The following is a 19,620-nucleotide window of genomic DNA, read 5'->3' on the forward strand; positions in this document are numbered from 1 at the left end:
TATCTTGCGCCCTTTAAATTAGGTCATGTTTCAATTAGGGAAAACTATAGTATCGGAAGAAATAATCGAAAACGATTTTGTTTGCAATCTTAGTGCATGCAAAGGTGGTTGCTGTGTTGATGGTGAAGCAGGTGCGCCTGTAGAAGATTCTGAAACAGAAATCATGGTTGACATCTATTCAAAAGTTAAACCTTTTTTACGCCCAGAAGGTATTGCGGTTATTGAAGATCAAGGTGCTTTTGTAAAAGGTGAAGATGGTGAATGGGAAACCCCGTTAGTTAACGGAAGTGAATGTGCCTATGTAATTTTTGATGATAAGAAGATTGCTAAATGTGGTATAGAAGAGGCGTATAACCAAGGAAAGATTAAGTGGAAGAAACCTGTTTCATGCCATTTGTACCCAATACGTGTGCGTGAGTATACTGAACTGACTGCAGTTAACTACCATAAATGGCAAATTTGTGACCCTGCTTGTGCTTTGGGCGATGAGTTGAAAGTTCCGGTGTATAAATTCGTTAAGGAAGCCCTAATTAGAAAATTTGGTGAAGATTGGTATACTGAGCTAGAAGTGGTTGCAAAAGACCATCTTAAATAGTAGGTATATAAATCACTATTTGTGTTCCAATAGGTTTGGTATTGTCATCAAACTTGTCAATAATATCTACATGGAAGTAATTTTCATAATCCCGAGAAAAATTTGCCAATCGTTCTTTAGTAATATCGATACCCACAGATTTTCTCTTTAGCAGTTTATTGTCCTTAATTTTTTCTGCAGCATCTCTACCTACTCCGTTGTCTGTAATAACGATTTCTATAAAACCGTTTTTACCTTTTTTAATTTCTAAATCTATATTTTTTGATCCATCTTTAGAAGATAGCCCATGCCATAAGGCGTTCTCTAAAAAAGGCTGTAGAATAAGCGATGGTATTTTTATGTTATGTGTATCAATATCATCTTTAATATGAATATTAAAATTGATTTCATTTGAGAATCTAATATTCTCGATATTCATATATAATTCAACGGTCTCTAATTCGTCTGCCAATGAAATCTCTCGTTGAGATGATGCTTCTAATATCTTTCGTACCAATTTAGAAAACTTGTTTAAATAATGAACGGCATTCTTTTTTTCATTATTTATAATATATAATTTAATGGAGTTCAGTGAATTAAACAAGAAGTGCGGATTCATTTGACTACGTAGCATACTCTGTTCAAGGGTTAACAGCTTTTTATCTGCATTCAACTGGCTCTGTCGGTATAAAATGTATAAGATTCCTATTAGTAAAATTAAGAATATACCGATGATGGTCAGCATAGTCCTGTTTTTCTTAAGTTTTAAACGAACCGTTTCATTTTCTTCGGCAAGACGCTCTAATTGGTTGGCTCTCATTTGCGACTCATAACGCAAAATCATATCATTTACATAACGAAGGTTAAGTGAATTGGTAATGCGTTCCTCGTACTTCCTAGATTCCTTAAAGTAGCTCATCCCCTTTTCATAATCATCACGCTTAATCCAGAGTTCAGATAGAAACTTGTTTGCTTCTGCTATTTCGGAATTTAAATTATTAGTTTTAGCCAAGGCAAGACCAGATTCAAGATTAACCTCTGCGTTGTCATAATCTCCTAAGCGTATTAATGCCCAGCCTAAGTTTATATAAATGGTTGTAATTATTTTTTCGTCTCCAAGCGAAATAGCTTTTAATAGATTATTCTGTAATATAGTGGTTGCTTCGTCTATTTTTCCTAAATGAACATAAACATGAGCAATGCTATAATTACATATTATTTTCCCTCTATTAGAGCCAACCATTTCATTGTAGACAAGAGATTTTCTAAAGTTCTTTAATGCATCTTCTAATTTTGCTTGAGATTCATAGCATTCACCCAAATTTTGATGATTTACAGCTAAACCTTCCTTATCGTCTAATTGCTTTTCAAGAATCATAGAATTCTCGTATTTTTCAATAGCAAGATCATATTGTTCTAACATTTGATAGATGCCAGCAATACTATTAAGGGATGTTATGATACTTTTTTTTAAGCCAATATTTGGTTCAATTACAGTTTCCGCTAGTTCTAAGGCTTCTTGACTATAGTCTAATGCAGATTTAACAGCTTCTGTACGTCTGTAGACCGTACTGATCATATTTAGCGTATAAACTCTAAACTCAATATTATCTGCCTCAACAGATGCTCTTAAAGCTTTTTGATATAATTCTAGTGCTTTGGTGTATTGCGTTAAGTCCCTGTAGATACTTCCTAGTTGATTTAATGCATATGCTTGCCCTAATAAGTAATTTTTAGAGATAGATTTGGTTTCTATGTACCGTAAAGAAATGCTGTCATTGCTAAATGGTTCTAAAAACATATCAATCTCTTGGCATGTTTTTGGAGTTTTCAATAGCAGGCTATCTACTTTTTCCTTTAAAGTATCTGGTATTTCTTGTGAGTAACTAAGGTGTGGGAGCACTAAAGTGTACAATAAGAAGAATAGAAATTTGCACTTGGATTTATACACTATAATTTTTGAGAATATGCTTAATTGTTAGATGAATAAAAACCTTTTAAAGGATTATAACAAATCTAAGAAATCTGATTTTTTTTGTCTAGATACCGGTATTTTGTGGTTCGATTTCAACACGACATAACCATCGGTTTTTAAGAACTCTTTTATTTTATTGAGATTGATGATGTATGAATTGTGAATTCTAAAAAATGAGTCTGATGGTAGTAGGTCGTTTACCTCCTTTAATTTTTTGGTCAATACTATTTTTTGACCGTCCGTCAAAAAAATGGTACTATAATTTCCGTCAGATTCTGCATATAGAATTTCATCACTTTCAAGAAATAAGAGTTTACCATCCGTATTAAGGGTAATACGTTTATGTACAGATCTAGAGTTATAATTTAAAAGAGCCATTTCTAATTTTTCAACAGAGAAATTTTTGCTATTAAATTTTTTGATCTTAACGATTGTCTCCTCAAGATCATCTGTATCTATAGGTTTTAATAAATAGTCTAACGCTTGACTTTTTATTGCTTTAAGTGCATATTGGTTATATGCTGTTGTAATTACTACCGGAAAATTTTTGTTGGTTAGTTTTTTGATAAATTGAAAGCCGTCCATAGTCGGCATTTCTATATCTAAAAATAGACAATCTGGGGTGTTCTTATCTAAATAGGAAAGTGCTTCATTTGGATTTGTAAATGAGGCAATTACATTTATTTCATCACTAAAATTAGTAAGCTCCCATGTTAAGCTTTGTAGTGCTTTAATTTCGTCATCAACTATTACAGCTTGTAGCATAAAAGATTCGGTATCAAGTTAGAAAGTTATGAAATTTTAAGCGCTTGTACTGCTTTCATGAGCTATTTTGTATCAATGGATGTAATTATAGTGTAATCGGTATATTTTGGATTAAAGGTGTAAAAATTACAACTATCACCACTAAAAGAAAGAAAAATACTACAAATTATATATTTGATTCATTTTCTAAGATTTGTGCCTTCCGTTTATACATAAAAAGATGCAGGTTATACAAATTAGGGTAATGAGTTTTCAGCTTAAAATTACCTTTAGCAGAGAACATCAATATGTTATAGAGAAATTGATATGAGAAAGTGCAGCATAATGTTAGCATTGTTAATAGTAGTCTTAGTGATTGCTTCTCAGTTCATGAATGAAGATGAAAATTCGAATGAAAATTTAACCATTGCTTTTGAAGAGCAAAAACATCTAATAGATAAACCATAACTATAAATCTAATTTCATACCATGTTGAAAATGATACAGATTTTAGGAAAGTCTTTAAAAATGTTTTGCTTTGGTGTTATACCATTTATTCTTGTGTCAGGTGGTTCTAAATGTGATGTTAATAATTCTATTATAGAGATAGGTACTTGTAGTTTTAACGTTGACGGAAGTTTAAGTTTTCATATTGATGGTGCCGCAATATTCACAAGCAGTATTGAAGAAGATAAAGATGGTAATAAGATCGATAAGCTATTATTAAATTTTACCACATGTGGTGTTGATCAAATTCAGAAATTTGAATTTGTGATCGCAAATAATAAGAAAAAACAGCATGGCGTGCCAGCTGGGGTATATAAAATAAAAAAACTAGACCATCTAATTAATAATTTTAGAGGGGTCTATGGTTTTGCAGATTTAGCTGGTGTAAGCGAGCTGCCATATTTTGTGAAATCAGGTGATATTACTATTACTGAAAACTACACTGACAATGTTGGTGGAAAGTTGGAGGTGCAACTAGAAAATGCCAATGGAGAATCTTTGAAAGTCAAGGGTTCTTTTAGTGCGGATCTAAAAATTTAAATTTAGTACGGTTCTTTATAAGATAGTGTATGTTATCTTATATCTAATGTTTGAGCGCCAAAATAAGTAGAACTACGATTCGTCGTATGATTACGTTCTAAGAAAAGGTTTCGGGGGAACTACCTTTATTAGACTTGGTGGGCATTTTTCATAAAAGAAACATTAGTGGGACCGTACATTTTTTATCTCCACAATCAACTTAGCTACATTTTTATATTTTAATTCTTAAAAGCTTACCTCATAATTGAGGAGTTGACTATTCAGTTAACTAATTTGCTATTGACGCTTCTATCGCATAAGATTTTATAATCTTAAATCGTAGTGAAAAACTATTATATTATCAATAAATAATTATGGGGAAAGTTGATGCCATTGCATGTACTGTAGGATATTGTTACGTTTAAGTAGGTAATAATTAAAGAATAACTATTAGCTAAATTGGTGGAGGGATGATTTTTACTTTAGGAATATAACGTAGATAGAACAATTATTCCTTTATTCCATCAGATATGAAAGCCTCGCTCTAGGTTGTTAGCGTATATTTTAAGATAGAGAATAAAAAAGACCCCAAATTAAGGGGTCTTTTTTATATACGGCTAAGCCGAGGTTAAGTAAGGGGAATCTTATTTATCGTTTATGATATAGGGCTTTAATACTGTCGTAAAAATCAACGCAGCTGCATATATCATTAATATTGTTATATAGTTTTCCATAGCTTAAGTATTGGAGTATAAGTTATATACGGACAAATTTTCATTTTGGATTACGGAAACTTGATCGTATCATTAAATAAACTATGAAAACTTACTTTTAGTATATTTTTAAAGTTAAACCATTTAGCCATTAATTTCATTTGTAGTAATTCAAATGAATTTGACTTAATACCCTTATAGATATAAAAGGATAATTTTGAGGCTAGAAGCAATCCAGCGTAGACGAATAATGTTTGTAGGTATTGGGACATATACAAAAGAACGAATAAGTAAGGTAATTCTTACATACTGATATTGCATTTCATCGAATTGTGCTTATTTATTCGATGAAATGCATATTATGCTCTTTTGTACATTCTAAATATCAAAAAAATGATAGTTTTTGTTTATAGAAAATTATCTACTTTTTTATAAGCTTCTATGACTGCAAGTTCACCTTCTTTACCATCTCTAGAATTACCGTGTTCCATTCCTAAAACTCCATTGAACTCTTGTTCATGAATCCATTTGAATACATTATAATAATTAATTTCGCCTGTAGTCGGTTCATTTCTGCCAGGATTGTCACCAATTTGAATATATGCGATTTCTGACCAAGCGGCTTCCATATTCGGAATTAGATTACCTTCTTGAATCTGCTGATGATAGATGTCAAATAAAATTTTACAGGCTGGTGAATTCACTGCTTTGCAAATTTCGTAAGCTTGTGGCGAGTCGGTTAGAAACAACCCAGGATGATTTCTAAAGTTTAAGGGTTCCAATACCATAACTATACCATGAGGTTCTAATAAAGCAGATGCTTGTTTTAAGCTTTCAACTACGTTAGCTGTTTGGTGACCCATTCTTAGTTTTAAATCTAAATGTCCTGGCACTACGGTCATCCATTTAGCGTTAACTCGCTTGGCTACCTCAATGGAGCTTTTTATATCGTTTAAAAATTCTATACGCTTATCTAAATCCCCTGAGGCTAAATTTGGCTCTTTCCAGTAAATTTCATGAGCTACAAATACCCCCATTTCTAAACCACGTTTTTTCATGGTATCAGCCATTTTTTCTTGAACATCTATAGGGCGTTTACGCATTTCATTATCCTCAAAAGCAGTAAAACCTTGGTCTGCCATAAAATTGAGCTGAGCAATAGGGTCATCTCCTGCAAGGTGCTTGAACATGCCAATATGTGGTGCGTATTTTAAATTAAATTGATGTGCATTTGTAGTGTTGGTCAACGAGTTGGCGTATGTCAATGTACCGGTCATTGTTAAGGCACCTGTGCTTAATGCAGATTTTTGGATAAAACTTCTTCTTTTCATGAGTAGTGCATTTAAATAAAAATAGCCAAGAGCGATTAAAATTCACGCTCTTGGCTATTAAGTGTTAGCATATTATTTGGTTATAAGGACCATGCCTTACCGCCAGTAAGCTCTTGAGCATCTCCACATGGCACATATTCACCTGGCACAGGTAAATAAGCCAAAACTTCTTCACCAACATACTCAGAAGCCTTATAGCCCCATATAGTCATGCCTCTAAGATTGTTTGCAAATGCAAACCTCGTAATCTCGTCATCTAATTCGGCAGTTTTACCTTCGGCTATAGCTTCAGTATAACTATTAATAGACTCAAACATCTCAGTTTGCTGATCTTTTGTATATTTTAATGAGCTTGCTAAAACTGGTTCTAAATCTTCTACAGTTAAGTCTTCGACATTTTCTTTACCAGAATCTGCCAATGCTTTGTTGGTAAACTTATTCATTGACATTTTAAGGAAATCTTGTTGTTCCTTTTCCATGACATCTTTTGAAAATTTGTCAATAAAAACATGAACTTGAACTTCTGAAGCAGAAGGTGTATCTGTTTTAGGTAAAATGATGTCTACCAATTTAGAAAGTACAACACCTTCATTTGGAGCTAAAAATTCTGGTGTCCAGGTAATAGCTGGTTCACTTTTACAACTTTGAACGATTGATAATAATGTTGGGGTGGCCACCATATATCCAAGTGACATTCCCATATTTTTTAATACGCGTCTTCTATCCATTATATGTTTCCTTTTTTAAGTTCTTTAACCGCATGGTCTGCAGCTCTTGCCGTAAAGGCCATGTAAGTTAATGATGGGTTTACGCAACTTGCAGAGGTCATAAAAGATCCATCGGTTACATATACATTAGGTACATCGTGCAATTGGTTGTTTCCATTTAAAACAGATGTTTTTCTATCTCTACCCATACGAGCAGTTCCCATTTCATGAATACCTAAACCTAAGGCACTTTCATTATCATATCCTTGAACATCTCTAAGACCTGCTTTTTCTAGCATTTCAACAGCAGATTCTAAAATATCTTTACGCATCTTAAGCTCATTCTCTTGAAGCTCGGCATCAAATGTTACGGTAGGTAAACCCCAATCATCTAATTTGTCATAATCTAAGGTAAACCTATTGTTTTCATAAGGTAATACTTCTCCAAAGCCCATCATTCCGAATGTCCATCCACCAGGTTTTAAAACAGCTTCTTTTAAATCTTTACCATGGGAAAGTTCAGCAATAGATTCTTCCCAATTTCCTCTTGAGGCGCTACCTTGGTAACCAAATCCTCTCTTATAATCTTTTCTATCAGAATCTCCGCCTAAGTTTCTAAATCTAGGAATATAGATACCACTAGGCTTTCTACCTTTATAATATTTATCTTCAAATCCATCAAACTTACCAGAAGCTCCAACCTGTAGTTGGTGATCCATAATATTACGACCTAACTGATCAGATGCATTACCCATACCATTAGGGAATGTTTCAGATTTAGATTGCATTAAAATTGAAGTAGAAGCAATTGCAGATGCACAAAGGAAAATTACTTTCGCTTTAAACTCAAATGTTTCTTTTGTGTTCGCGTCTATGACTTTAACACCTGTTGCTTTTTTGGTTTTTGGATCGTACATAACTTCATGTACGATAGAATCTGGTCTAAGGGTCATATTTCCAGTTGCTTCTGCTGCTGGTAAAGTAGACGATAAACTACTAAAATAAGCTCCAAAAGGACACCCTCTAATACATCTATTTCTAAATTGACATTTACTTCTACCGTCAAATTGTTTAGTACCGGTAATATGTGCTGTTCTACCTGCAGTTACTACACGACCGTCAAAATTTTCGGCAACCTTTTCTCTAAACTCCTGTTCTACACAGTTAAGTTCCATCATTGGTAAAAACTGACCATCAGGTAATTGCTTTAAACCTAAATTTTCACCACTTACACCAATATATGTTTCTACTTTATCATACCAAGGTGCAATATCTTTATAACGTACTGGCCAATCTACAGCAATACCTTCCTTTTTGTTTGCTTCAAAATCGATATCACTTAATCTATAACTTTGACGACCCCATTGTAGAGAACGACCACCGAGGTGGTAACCTCTCATCCAGTCGAACCTCTTAGTTTCGTTATATGGATGTTTAAGGTCATTTACAAACCACATGCTACTTGCTTGGTTTGTTGTATAACCTGTTCTATTTTGCTTTGGTTGTTGTTCTATTATTTCTTTAGTAGGTGCACCTGCATTTGGAAAATCCCAAGGATCTTTATTTGCAGTTTCATAGTCTTCTATATGCTTTACCATTCGACCACGTTCTAAAACCAATGTTTTAAGGCCTGCTTCACATAATTCTTTTGCGGCCCAACCACCACTAATTCCCGTTCCTACTACAATTGCGTCGTAGGACTCCTGTTCTTCGTTATAATAAAATTTGCTCATGAAAGTTGTTTATTCTCTAAATTTATTAAATATAAAATTAATTCTATACATTTAATGCCCATTCTTCTTGCGAAATTCGCTAAACCAAGCTTCTTGTAAGATTAATGAACCAAACAATAATTTTAACGTTAACTGTTAAGGTTATATTTCAAACAACAACAAACTACCAAAAATGAAAAGAAAAAGTTTTATTCGATTTGCCTCAGCAGTAGGTATTGGAATCTCGTTACTAGGAACTTACGCTTGTAAGGAAACGAAAAAAGAAAAAGTAGAAAATTCTGAAGTCGTTGCAGATAACAGTGATGCTGAGCCATTTTTTGAATTGTCATTGGCTCAATGGTCAATGCATAAAATGATTAGAGAAGAAGGTGTTGATCCTTATTCTTTTGCAGAGAAGGCAAAAAATTGGGGGTTTACAGGGTTGGAATATGTGAGTCAATTATATAATCCTGAATTGGAAGATGCCGGTTACTCTGAAGAGGCAATGGCAAATTTCGTAGCAAAGTCTAATGCAGAGGCAGAAAAATACGGAATGAAAAACGTTTTGATCATGATTGATGGTCAAGGTAATTTGGCTGTAAACGATGAAGCCGAAAGAAATGAAACGGTTGAGAAACATAAGAAATGGGTAGATGCTGCTGCGGCTATGGGTTGCCATGCTATTAGAGTTAACCTTAATGGTAGTAATGTGCCAGATGAATGGATCAAGAATTCTGTAGACGGGTTGACGAAACTAGCTACTTATGCAAAAACCAAGAACATAAATATATTGGTTGAGAACCATGGTGGGTTATCCTCTAACGGCGAACTTCATGCAGAAGTTATGAAAACTGTTAATATGGATAACTGTGGAAGTTTACCTGATTTTGGTAATTTTTGTATAGAACGTAAACCAGAAAGTTGGGATTGTTTAAAGGAGTATGATAAGTACAAAGGAGTTAAAGAATTAATGCCGTACGCTAAGGCGGTAAGTGCAAAATCTAACAATTTTGATGCAGATGGATATGATACTGGTATAGACTATGTTGAAATGCTAAAAATTGTAAATAAAGCTGGATATACTGGTTTTATAGGTGTGGAATATGAAGGTTCAGAAATTAGTGAGGAAGAAGGAATAATCGCTACTAGAGATCTTTTATTAAAAGCCGCAAAAGAAATTCAGTAATCTAGAATATGATTTATGGAAGCTTTTTTTAATGAAATATTCGATTATAATTTTCACTGCAATAAAACATTAATAGAGGAATGTTTAGCGTTAAATACGTTACCGCCTAAAACAATGCGTTTATTTAGTCATATTTTAAATGCACATCATCTTTGGAACGCTAGAATTTTAAATAAACCTAGTGAATTTGAAGTATGGCAGGAGCACGATATAAAAGACTGGGCAGATATTCATTATGAAAATCAGCGCAGTTCTTTTGAAATTGTTTCCAATGCCGATAATTTTGATCGGCGTATTGACTATGAAAATACAGAAGGGCGTTTATTTACGAATACCTTGCAGGATATTTTATTTCATATCATAAATCATTCTACGAATCATCGCGGACAAATTGCTGTAGATTTCAGAAATAATGGCGCAAACCCTATTGGTTCAGATTACGTTTATTACAAAAGATAGATGAAAAATAAAGTCAGAGCGCAGCTTTGCTTCATGATGTTCTTAGAATTTTTTATTTGGGGAGCATGGTTTGTAACCCTTGGTACATTTTTAGGAAACAATTTAAAGGCAACGGACGGCGAAATAGCATTGGCATTTTCAACACAATCATGGGGAGCTATCATTGCTCCCTTTGTTATTGGAATAATTGCAGATAGATATTTTAATGCAGAGAAAATCTTGGGGATTTTACATCTTCAAGGCGCTGTTCTTATGTATTTTATGTACCAAAGTACAGCCTTCGATGGGTTCTATATTTTGGTATTGGCGTATATGATTTTATATATGCCAACCTTAGCGTTAGTTAATTCGGTTTCTTTTAATCAAATGACAAACCCGGCCAAAGAGTTTTCTATGGTTAGGGTATTTGGAACTGCTGGGTGGATAATTGCTGGTCTTTCCATCAGTTATGTTTTTAACTGGGATCAAGGTCAGAATATTGGAGAAGGACTATTGAGAAACACCTTCTTAATGACAGCTATTGCATCATTAATTTTAGGATTGTTCAGTTTTACATTACCTAAAACACCACCAAGAGCGGTTAGTACTGGTGAAGTCAATATCAAAGAGATTTTAGGATTAGATTCATTGAGCCTTTTTAAGGATAAGAACTTTTTAATATTCTTTATTTCTTCAGTGTTAATATGTATTCCTTTAGCGTTCTATTATCAAAATGCAAATCCTTTTCTAGTAGAAATTGGGATGGATAACCCGACAGGTAAAATGACATTAGGTCAAATTTCAGAAATTGCCTTTATGTTATTGTTACCCTATTTCTTTACCAAATTCGGATTTAAGAAAACTATTCTTTTTGCCATGGGAGCTTGGGTAGTGCGTTATTTATTATTTGCATTTGGGGATGTTGAAGAACTTGGTTTCATGTTGATAGTAGGTATTGCGCTACATGGAATATGTTATGACTTTTTCTTTGTCTCTGGGCAAATTTATACGGATAGTAAAGCAGGTGAGAAATTTAAAAGTTCTGCCCAAGGACTTATAACATTGGCAACGTATGGAGTTGGGATGTTGATAGGATTTTGGATTGCAGGAAAAATATCTACTGCTTACCTCTTGGAAGACGGAAAACACGTTTGGGAAACCATTTGGATGTATCCTGCTGGTTTTGCGTTAGCTGTGTTTATTTTGTTCGCTATTTTCTTTAAAACAGAGAAAATAGAATATCAGTCTTAGATAAATTCTTTAATTTAAACGCCTGAAAATTGTCACTTAAAGATTGCAGTACTTGTTTTTAACGAGTAAATGCGGCAGATAATTTTCAAATTATAATAATAGAATAAATCCTTAGGGATTTTGAACAATAATATTTTCAACTTAAACAACAACAAAAATGCCAAAGAAAATACGATTAGGAATATTAGGTGGCGGAGGAGATTCCCTTATTGGAGTGTTACATAGAGTAGCATCATTTATTAATGATAATTATCAAATTACAGGAGCTGTTTTTAATCCTGATTTTGATGCTAGCATGGCTTTTGCCAAGGAAATAGATGTCCCTTTAAATAGAATTTATAAGGATTTTGATACTTTAATAGAAGAAGAATTAAAATTGCCAGAAGATGAACGTATTCAAGTATGTTCAATTTTAACGCCAAACTTTTTACATTACCCAATGGCGAAGAAATTATTGGATAATGGTTTCCACGTAATTTGTGAAAAGCCAATGACCACTTCTTTGGCAGAAGCAAAAGATCTTCAAAAATCTCACGAAAAAGCAGGTACGGTTTTCGCTTTGACACATACTTATACGGGTTATCCAATGGTGCGTCAAATGCGTGAAATGATCAAAGCTGGGGCTTTAGGTAAAATTCATAAGGTTGATGCAGTTTACTATCAAGGTTGGATCAATACTATAATTCATGATAAAGAGAAAAGATCTTCTGTTTGGAGGTTAGACCCTAAGAAAGCCGGTATAAGCTCATGTATGGGAGATATAGGTGTTCATGCCTTTAATCTTGTAGAGTATACTACGGGTCTTAAGATCAATGAACTACTGTGCGACTTCAATTACCTTTATGAAGATAATAAAATGGATGTTGATGGTACTGTACTTGTGCGTATGGGAGATCATGTTAAAGGAGTAATTAGAGGTAGTCAAGTTGCAACAGGTGAAGAAAACGGATTAGCAATTTCCATTTACGGTGAGAAAGGAGCTTTTCGTTGGGAACAAGAGCGGCCAAACTTTTTGTATAAATTAAGTGATACGGAACCAACTCAAATTTACAAGCCAGGTCACGCTTATAATTCAGAGCTGTCTTTAGACGGAACTAAATTGCCAGCTGGTCATCCAGAAGGTATTTTTGATTCTATGGCTAATATTTATAAAGGTGTAGCCAAAGCTATTAGAGGTCAAGAATACAACGACGGCGAATTCCCTACAATGACAGATGGTGTTCGTGGTATGAACTTTATTGAAGCAACGGTAGATTCTCATAAAAGTGGAAATACCTGGGTAGCTTTAGAGAAATAATCAAGAACATTTTTGATATAAAAAGAGCCGCATAATGCGGCTCTTTTTGCTTTTTATAAAGAGATAACTTTTAGTATACTTTTTCAAATTCTTGGCATACAACTATCATACTTTCCCTAGGCTCTCTTTTAAATTTTTGAAGTTCATTGGTAAAAAGATTCCAATAATAACTTTTCCATTGCTCTAATGATTTATCACCATAACCCTCTTTTTGGACATATGTTGAGTCAATACTAAAATATGGTTTAAGGGAAACTGATTTTGTACGAACGATACATTGTGCTTCGCCGGCCCAATTTGTAAGTACAATAAAATCTCCTATTTTGGGTAAAGGCTCATTTCTATTTTGCAAACCTAATAACGAATGGGAAACTGCTTTTTTAGTCTCCTTTTTGGTCATTTCTGCAAAATTATTGGCATCTGTTTCATTGTCGCCAAAATAGCAAGTTTTAGGTGCGTGTTCAAAAACGTGCTCTAGGTGGGTTTTTAAATATTCTCCCCACATATTTTTGGCAGAAGCGTTTTCCATAAGTTGATATTTACTTTAATCTATTGGATTTACTAAACGTTATAGTTCGTGTTTAATTTTAAAATCATGAAAATTTACCTGATTTTAATTGTTCTGCAGCATGGTTTGCCGCTCTTGCCGTAAAAGCCATATATGTTAAAGATGGGTTTACACAGCTAGAGGATGACATAAATGCGCCATCGGTAACATAAACATTGGGAACTAAATGTACTTGATTATTCTTATTTATTATAGAAGTCTTTGCACTGTGCCCCATTCTTGCGCCACCCATTTCATGTATACCCAGTCCTGGTCCGCTTGCTTCTTCATATGATGATACGTCTTTAAAACCTGCGGCCTCAAACATAGAAACAATTTCTTTCTTTATGTCTTCACGCATTTTATATTCGTTTTCTTTAAACTCAACATCAAAAGCTAACTGTGGTAAACCCCATTTGTCTTTTTCCGTAGGGCTTAGTGTAACTCTATTATCATCATATGGTAAAAATTCACCAAAACCGGTAACACCAATGGTCCATCGCCCTGGTTTTAAAACTGTTTCTTTTAAATCTTTCCCGTATCCTAATTCACCTATTTCTTTAGACCAATCTCCTCTGCTAGCGGTACCTTGATAACCAAACCCACGCAAATAGCCTTCACGTTTGGTTTTTTCGTCTAAATTGACAAATCGAGGGATATAGAATCCGTTTGCGCGTCTTCCCTTATAGTATTTATCTAAATAACCATCAACCTTTGCAGTTGCACCTAATTTATAATGATGGTCCATAATACCTCTTCCTAAAGCATCAGAATCATTACCAAGACCATTTGGGAAACGTTCAGATTTAGACTGTAGTAAAATACCAACAGAAGCCATTGCAGAAGCACAAAGGAATATGACTTTGGCTTTAAAAACTATTTTTTCGTTTGTTTCTGCATCAATCACTCTTACTCCTGTAGCTTTTTTGGTAGTGTCATCATAAATAATTTCATGCACTATAGAATTTGGTCTTAAGGTCATGTTACCAGTTCGTTCCGCTGCTGGTAAAGTAGATGAGTTGCTACTAAAGTAACCGCCAAAAGGGCAACCACGCCAACAGCGATCTCTGTTTTGGCACGTTCCACGACCTTCAAACGTTGCTTTTGGATCAGTTATATGTGCTGTTCTGCCTATGGTCACTAAACGACCATCGTCAAACTTAGCTGAGGTAGTTTTTTTAAAATCTTCTTCTACACAATTTAATTTCATAGCTGGTTGAAAAATACCATCCGGTAATACTTCCAAGCCTAATGCTTCACCACTAACCCCAATATATTTTTCAACTTTATCGTACCAAGGCGAAATGTCTTTATACCTAACGGGCCAATCTACTCCAACACCTTCTTTTTTGTTGGCATCAAAATCAATATCGCTCCATCGGTAGCTTTGTCGTCCCCAAGTAAGTGATCTTCCGCCTACTTGATATCCACGTATCCAATCAAATCGTTTTGTTTCTACATATGGGTGGTCAAGATCATTTACAAAAAAGTGCTTAGAGTCTTCTGTAGGTGCCCAATTTACTCGTTTTTGTACATGATATTTTTTCTTGTCTTCTTTTGATAATTGTCCTTTTAACGGATAATCCCAAGGGTCATCATTCATGGTAGGATAATCTTCGATATGTTTTACCATTGGACCGCGTTCTAAAACAAGTGTTTTTAAGCCCTTCTCTGTTAATTCCTTAGCGGCCCACCCGCCGCTTATTCCTGTTCCGACAACAATTGCATCGAATATTTCGTCTTGATTCATGCTTGAATTTTTATCTTTTTTTGATGGTATTGCCTATATTTATGGCAAATCTCCAAAGTATTGAGAAGAACCCGATACAATTCTTAAATATAAGATTATTTGACACACTTTATGTGTCAAAACCAACAACTAATTCAAACAACAACAGATAGTATATTTTATGAAAACAATCAAAGGACCAGCCGTATTCTTGGCACAGTTTGTAGACAGTAAAGCCCCATTCAACTCATTGGACGGAATGTGTAAATGGGCATCTGATCTTGGATATAAGGGAATTCAAATTCCAACTTGGGAATCTTTTTTGATCGATTTAGACAAAGCTGCTGAAAGTCAGACCTACTGCGATGAGCTAAAAGCTAAAGTAAACTCTTATGGTTTAGAAATCACAGAGCTTTCTACGCATTTACAAGGGCAGTTAGTAGCGGTACACCCTGCATATGACTTAATGTTCGATTCTTTTGCTCCTAAAAATGTTCACGGAAATCCAAAGGCGAGAACTGAGTGGGCAATAGAAACCGTAAAAAAAGCAGCTACTGCAAGTAGAAGATTAGGGTTAAATGCTCATGCAACTTTTTCTGGTTCATTATTATGGCATACAATGCACCCATGGCCACAGAGACCTGCAGGTTTAGTAGAAATGGGTTTTGAAGAACTGGCAAAAAGATGGACTCCGATCTTAAATCATTTTGATAAAGAGGGCGTAGATGTTTGCTATGAAATTCACCCTGGTGAAGATTTGCATGATGGTGATACTTTTGAGCGTTTTCTAGAAGCTACTGGTAACCATAAAAGAGTTAATATTCTTTATGATCCTAGTCACTTTGTATTACAACAGTTAGATTATATTACATATATCGATCATTACCATGAGTTTATAAAGTCTTTTCATGTGAAGGATTCTGAATTTAATCCAACAGGAAAAAAAGGAGCTTTTGGTGGTTATAACGACTGGGGCGATAGAGCAGGTAGGTATCGTTCTTTGGGTGATGGCCAAATAGATTTTAAGACCATATTTTCTAAATTAACCCAATATGGTTGTGATGTTTGGGCAGTTATGGAATGGGAATGCTGTATTAAAAGTCCAGAACAAGGTGCTCGAGAAGGTGCTAAATTTATTTCGGACCATATTATAGAAGCGACGGAAAAGACTTTTGATGATTTTGCGGGTGCAGAGATTGATAAAGAGATGCTGAAGAAAATGTTAGGACTTTAAATAGAAGGAAAATGAAAAAAATTATAGTAAGTATAGCTTGTTTACTAGCATTTGTTGCATGTAAACAAGAGAAGAAAGAAACATCTGAGGTAACTGTTGAAGAAGTTGAAGTTGTTCAAAACGAATGGGAAGTTTTATTTGATGGAACATCTTTAGATCAATGGAAAGAATTCAAAACCGATGGTGTCAGCGATGCTTGGAAGATTGAAGGAGATGCTTTGGTTTATACTCCACCTGCTGAAGGGGAAGAGAAGAAAAATCATGATTTAGTTACTAAGAAAGAATTCACTGATTTTGTTTTAAGTTTAGATTGGAAGATTTCAGAGGCTGGTAACAGCGGTGTATTCTGGGGTGTTAGTGAAGATGAGCAATTTGGTACAGGTTATCAAACCGGTCCAGAAATCCAAATTTTGGATAATGATAAACACCCAGATGCAAAAGCAGGTACTACGCACCAAGCAGGTGCTTTGTATGACATGGTCTCACCAGCAAAAGATGTAACAAAACCTATTGGCGAATGGAATACTATGGTCATTACAGTAAATCATAAGGAACATGTTGGTAGTGTTACGTTAAACGATACGGTAATGGTTACATTTCCTGTTGCCAATGAGGAGTGGAATGCTATGGTAGCAAAATCTAAATTCGCAGGCTGGGAAGGATTCGGCAAGTTTACCACTGGTAAAATTGGGTTACAAGATCATGGAAACGTAGTTGCTTTCAGAAATATAAAAATCAAACAACTTTAATAGCAATAACATATGAAAAATAGAAACGTTTTAATTTTGATAGTTGCTTTTTTGGGTATTATATCCTGTCAAGAAAAAGTAACAGTTGATGCTGGTGGTGATGCTATAACAGCAAAGGACAGTGTCATAGTTTATGAGGAATATATGGGCGATGAGCCTACTACACCAGAAGAAACTGAGTTTTATGAACCAAAGGTTGCGGTAGTTAAGCCAGGCGGTGCTGGTTCTGCACCAAGTGATGCCATTGTCCTTTTTGATGGTACTAGCTTAGATAATTGGATCAGTGCAAATGATAGTACAGCGGCTAAGTGGCATCTAAACAAGGATGGCAGTATGACTGTAAATGACAAGACAGGAAATATACAGACCAAACAGAATTTTGGCGATGTACAATTGCATATTGAATGGAAATCTCCTTTACCCGTACAGAGAGAAGGTCAAAACAGGGCTAATAGCGGTGTTTTCTTAAATGGAATTTATGAAGTACAGGTTCTAGATCAGAATGATAATCCTACGTATGTAAACGGACAAGTAGGTTCTATTTACAAGCAACATGTGCCATTGGCAATGGCTTCTGTACCAACAGGTGAGTGGAATACGTACGACATCATTTATCATGCACCAGAATTTAATGTGGATGGCGGCAAGATAAAATCTGGCGATATTACTGTTATACATAACGGTGTGTTGGTTCAAGATCATGTTGAACTTAAAGGAACAACACCCTATGTTGGTTGGCCAAAGAATCCTGCCCATGGTAAAGGTCCTTTATTGTTACAAGATCACGGTGATGATAGCCGGGTTAGTTTTAGAAATATTTGGGTCAGAGAACTTTAATATGATTTAACTTGAAATAAAGGAGTAGACAAAAAAATACCTTGTTTGCTCCTTTATTATTTATGTTGGGTGACTGTTTTACATTAAATTTTTCAATTACCTTACCTTTGTCTTATTCTAAAATGTATTTATGATTCAATCCATGACCGGCTTTGGAAAGCATGTAGTTCAATTACCTAATAAAAAAATTACGGTAGAAATAAAATCTCTTAACAGCAAGAGCATTGATTTAAATGCACGTATGCCTTCTAGTTATCGTGAAAAAGAATTAGAACTAAGAAAATTGGTGGCTAATTCTTTGCTTAGAGGTAAAGTAGATTTTAATCTATATGTAGAGCTTACTGGTGATACTACTTCTACTCAAGTGAATGAAGTTGCCGTTAAACAATATATGAATCAGTTGAAAAACATTGCCGATGGTGATGATTTAAGATTGCTAGAAATGGCATTACGTTTTCCTGATGCTATGAAAACGGATAAGGAAGATATTGATGAGGAGGAGTACGAAGCTATCAAAGAAGCTTTGCAAGGTGCATTAGTAGAAATCAATGAGTTTAGATCTGAAGAAGGAAATGTATTAGAAAAAGACTTTTTAGATAGAATTACTTCTTTGAATAAATTGCTAGAAGAGGTTATTGCAATTGACCCAGATAGGCAAGCTACCATTCGTGAGCGCTTGGAAAAAGCGGTACAAGATTTAAAAGCAGATGTAGATGAAAATAGATTTGAGCAAGAGCTTATTTACTATTTAGAGAAGTACGATATTACCGAAGAAAAAGTTCGCTTGGCAAATCATTTAGATTATTTCAGTAAGACATTACAGTCAGACGATAGTAATGGTAAAAAATTAGGATTTATCTCTCAAGAAATAGGTCGTGAAATCAATACTATTGGTTCTAAGGCAAACTTTGCACCCATGCAACAGATTGTGGTACAAATGAAAGATGAGTTAGAGAAGATTAAAGAACAAATGTTAAACGTATTATAGATGAAAGGTGGAAAACTAATCATTTTTTCTGCACCCTCTGGAAGTGGGAAAACAACCATTGTTCGCCATCTTTTGGCACAACCCGAATTAAATTTAGCTTTTTCTGTATCTGCAACTTCTCGTCCTAGAAGGGGAAAAGAAAAAAATAAAGAGCATTATTACTTTATGTCTGTTTCAGAGTTTAAAAATCATATCAAGAATGATGATTTTTTAGAGTGGGAAGAGGTGTATAGAGATAACTTTTATGGCACTTTAAAAAGTGAAGTAGAACGACTGTGGGCTGAAGGAAAAAACGTAATTTTTGATATTGACGTTGTTGGAGGTTTAAGAATTAAAAAGAAATTCCCCGATCAAACATTAGCGGTTTTTGTAAAGCCACCTAGTGTTGATGAACTTAAGATCAGACTTAAGAAACGTAGCACAGAAAGCGAGGATAAGATAAATATGCGTATAGCTAAGGCTTCAGTTGAATTGGCTACAGCTCCGCAATTTGATAAGATTATAAAAAATTATGATCTTGACGTTGCATTAAAAGAAGCCGTAGATTTAGTTGCTTCTTTTATTGCTGAAGACAAAGAATAA

Annotated in this window: 19 protein-coding genes; 12 read left to right on the forward strand and 7 right to left on the reverse strand. The window is 34.6% G+C overall.

Annotated features, from left to right (window positions below; all coding sequences use genetic code 11):
- Positions 1–25 precede the first annotated feature (25 nt).
- Positions 26–595 carry a DUF3109 family protein gene (locus tag BM296_RS04660; RefSeq protein ID WP_027065325.1) on the forward strand — a complete coding sequence of 190 codons (570 nt, stop codon included), beginning with the start codon at positions 26–28 and terminating at the stop codon, positions 593–595.
- Here BM296_RS04660 and BM296_RS04665 read toward each other — a convergent pair.
- Positions 588–2,477: a tetratricopeptide repeat-containing sensor histidine kinase gene (locus BM296_RS04665; protein WP_245786964.1), complete on the reverse strand. Its 1,890-nt coding sequence runs from the start codon at positions 2,475–2,477 to the stop codon at positions 588–590. The two genes, BM296_RS04660 and BM296_RS04665, sit on opposite strands and share 8 nt — an antisense overlap.
- A gap of 102 nt (positions 2,478–2,579) precedes the next feature.
- Positions 2,580–3,314, reverse strand: a complete 735-nt coding sequence (locus tag BM296_RS04670; RefSeq protein ID WP_027065323.1) for a LytR/AlgR family response regulator transcription factor — start codon at positions 3,312–3,314, stop codon at positions 2,580–2,582.
- A 306-nt stretch (positions 3,315–3,620) separates the two neighbouring features.
- On the opposite strand from BM296_RS04670, the gene BM296_RS19395 reads away from it, so the two are divergent.
- Together BM296_RS19395 and BM296_RS04675 are read left to right on the forward strand one after the other, a co-directional pair.
- Positions 3,621–3,761 carry a hypothetical protein gene (locus tag BM296_RS19395; RefSeq protein ID WP_177214920.1) on the forward strand — a complete coding sequence of 47 codons (141 nt, stop codon included), beginning with the start codon at positions 3,621–3,623 and terminating at the stop codon, positions 3,759–3,761.
- A gap of 30 nt (positions 3,762–3,791) precedes the next feature.
- On the forward strand, positions 3,792–4,340 hold the full coding sequence (locus BM296_RS04675) for a hypothetical protein (protein WP_091901791.1): 549 nt from the start codon (positions 3,792–3,794) through the stop codon (positions 4,338–4,340).
- Positions 4,341–5,439: 1,099 nt separating this feature from the next.
- Here the strand turns inward: BM296_RS04675 and BM296_RS04680 are convergent.
- The 3 genes from BM296_RS04680 to BM296_RS04690 form a co-directional block, all read right to left on the reverse strand.
- Complete coding sequence (locus tag BM296_RS04680; protein WP_091901792.1) at positions 5,440–6,363, reverse strand: hydroxypyruvate isomerase family protein; 924 nt, start codon at positions 6,361–6,363, stop codon at positions 5,440–5,442.
- Between the two features lie 80 nt (positions 6,364–6,443).
- Positions 6,444–7,091 carry a gluconate 2-dehydrogenase subunit 3 family protein gene (locus BM296_RS04685; RefSeq protein WP_027065319.1) on the reverse strand — a complete coding sequence of 216 codons (648 nt, stop codon included), beginning with the start codon at positions 7,089–7,091 and terminating at the stop codon, positions 6,444–6,446.
- Positions 7,091–8,803, reverse strand: a complete 1,713-nt coding sequence (locus BM296_RS04690; protein ID WP_027065318.1) for a GMC oxidoreductase — start codon at positions 8,801–8,803, stop codon at positions 7,091–7,093. The genes BM296_RS04685 and BM296_RS04690 overlap by 1 nt, the downstream gene beginning before the upstream one ends.
- Positions 8,804–8,975: 172 nt before the next feature.
- Between BM296_RS04690 and BM296_RS04695 the strand changes: the two genes are divergently transcribed.
- From BM296_RS04695 to BM296_RS04710, 4 genes are all read left to right on the forward strand, one after another.
- A complete protein-coding gene (locus tag BM296_RS04695) occupies positions 8,976–9,968 on the forward strand; it encodes a sugar phosphate isomerase/epimerase family protein (RefSeq protein WP_091901794.1) in 993 nt (330 codons plus the stop codon).
- Between the two features lie 15 nt (positions 9,969–9,983).
- Positions 9,984–10,427, forward strand: a complete 444-nt coding sequence (locus BM296_RS04700; protein WP_091901796.1) for a DinB family protein — start codon at positions 9,984–9,986, stop codon at positions 10,425–10,427.
- Positions 10,428–11,657 carry a nucleoside permease gene (locus BM296_RS04705; RefSeq protein ID WP_091901798.1) on the forward strand — a complete coding sequence of 410 codons (1,230 nt, stop codon included), beginning with the start codon at positions 10,428–10,430 and terminating at the stop codon, positions 11,655–11,657.
- Positions 11,658–11,814: 157 nt separating this feature from the next.
- Positions 11,815–12,954 (forward strand): Gfo/Idh/MocA family protein, encoded by a 1,140-nt coding sequence (locus BM296_RS04710; RefSeq protein ID WP_027065314.1) that lies wholly within the window; start codon positions 11,815–11,817, stop codon positions 12,952–12,954.
- Between the two features lie 70 nt (positions 12,955–13,024).
- Here BM296_RS04710 and BM296_RS04715 read toward each other — a convergent pair whose 3' ends face one another.
- Together BM296_RS04715 and BM296_RS04720 are read right to left on the reverse strand one after the other, a co-directional pair.
- Positions 13,025–13,483, reverse strand: a complete 459-nt coding sequence (locus tag BM296_RS04715; protein WP_091901800.1) for an ASCH domain-containing protein — start codon at positions 13,481–13,483, stop codon at positions 13,025–13,027.
- A gap of 64 nt (positions 13,484–13,547) precedes the next feature.
- Positions 13,548–15,251 carry a GMC oxidoreductase gene (locus BM296_RS04720; protein WP_091901802.1) on the reverse strand — a complete coding sequence of 568 codons (1,704 nt, stop codon included), beginning with the start codon at positions 15,249–15,251 and terminating at the stop codon, positions 13,548–13,550.
- 160 nt (positions 15,252–15,411) lie between these two features.
- On the opposite strand from BM296_RS04720, the gene BM296_RS04725 reads away from it, so the two are divergent.
- From BM296_RS04725 to gmk, 5 genes are all read left to right on the forward strand, one after another.
- Positions 15,412–16,464 carry a sugar phosphate isomerase/epimerase family protein gene (locus BM296_RS04725; RefSeq protein ID WP_027065311.1) on the forward strand — a complete coding sequence of 351 codons (1,053 nt, stop codon included), beginning with the start codon at positions 15,412–15,414 and terminating at the stop codon, positions 16,462–16,464.
- An 11-nt stretch (positions 16,465–16,475) separates the two neighbouring features.
- Positions 16,476–17,213: a 3-keto-disaccharide hydrolase gene (locus tag BM296_RS04730; protein ID WP_027065310.1), complete on the forward strand. Its 738-nt coding sequence runs from the start codon at positions 16,476–16,478 to the stop codon at positions 17,211–17,213.
- Between the two features lie 12 nt (positions 17,214–17,225).
- A complete protein-coding gene (locus BM296_RS04735; RefSeq protein ID WP_091901804.1) occupies positions 17,226–18,050 on the forward strand; it encodes a 3-keto-disaccharide hydrolase in 825 nt (274 codons plus the stop codon).
- A 130-nt stretch (positions 18,051–18,180) separates the two neighbouring features.
- The gene (locus tag BM296_RS04740) at positions 18,181–19,038 is read left to right on the forward strand and encodes a YicC/YloC family endoribonuclease (protein ID WP_027065308.1); all 858 of its coding nucleotides are present in this window, start codon (positions 18,181–18,183) and stop codon (positions 19,036–19,038) included.
- Positions 19,039–19,620 (forward strand): guanylate kinase, encoded by a 582-nt coding sequence (gene gmk / locus BM296_RS04745; RefSeq protein WP_027065307.1) that lies wholly within the window; start codon positions 19,039–19,041, stop codon positions 19,618–19,620.

This window comes from Maribacter stanieri (genome assembly GCF_900112245.1).
GTDB classification, from domain to species: domain Bacteria; phylum Bacteroidota; class Bacteroidia; order Flavobacteriales; family Flavobacteriaceae; genus Maribacter; species Maribacter stanieri.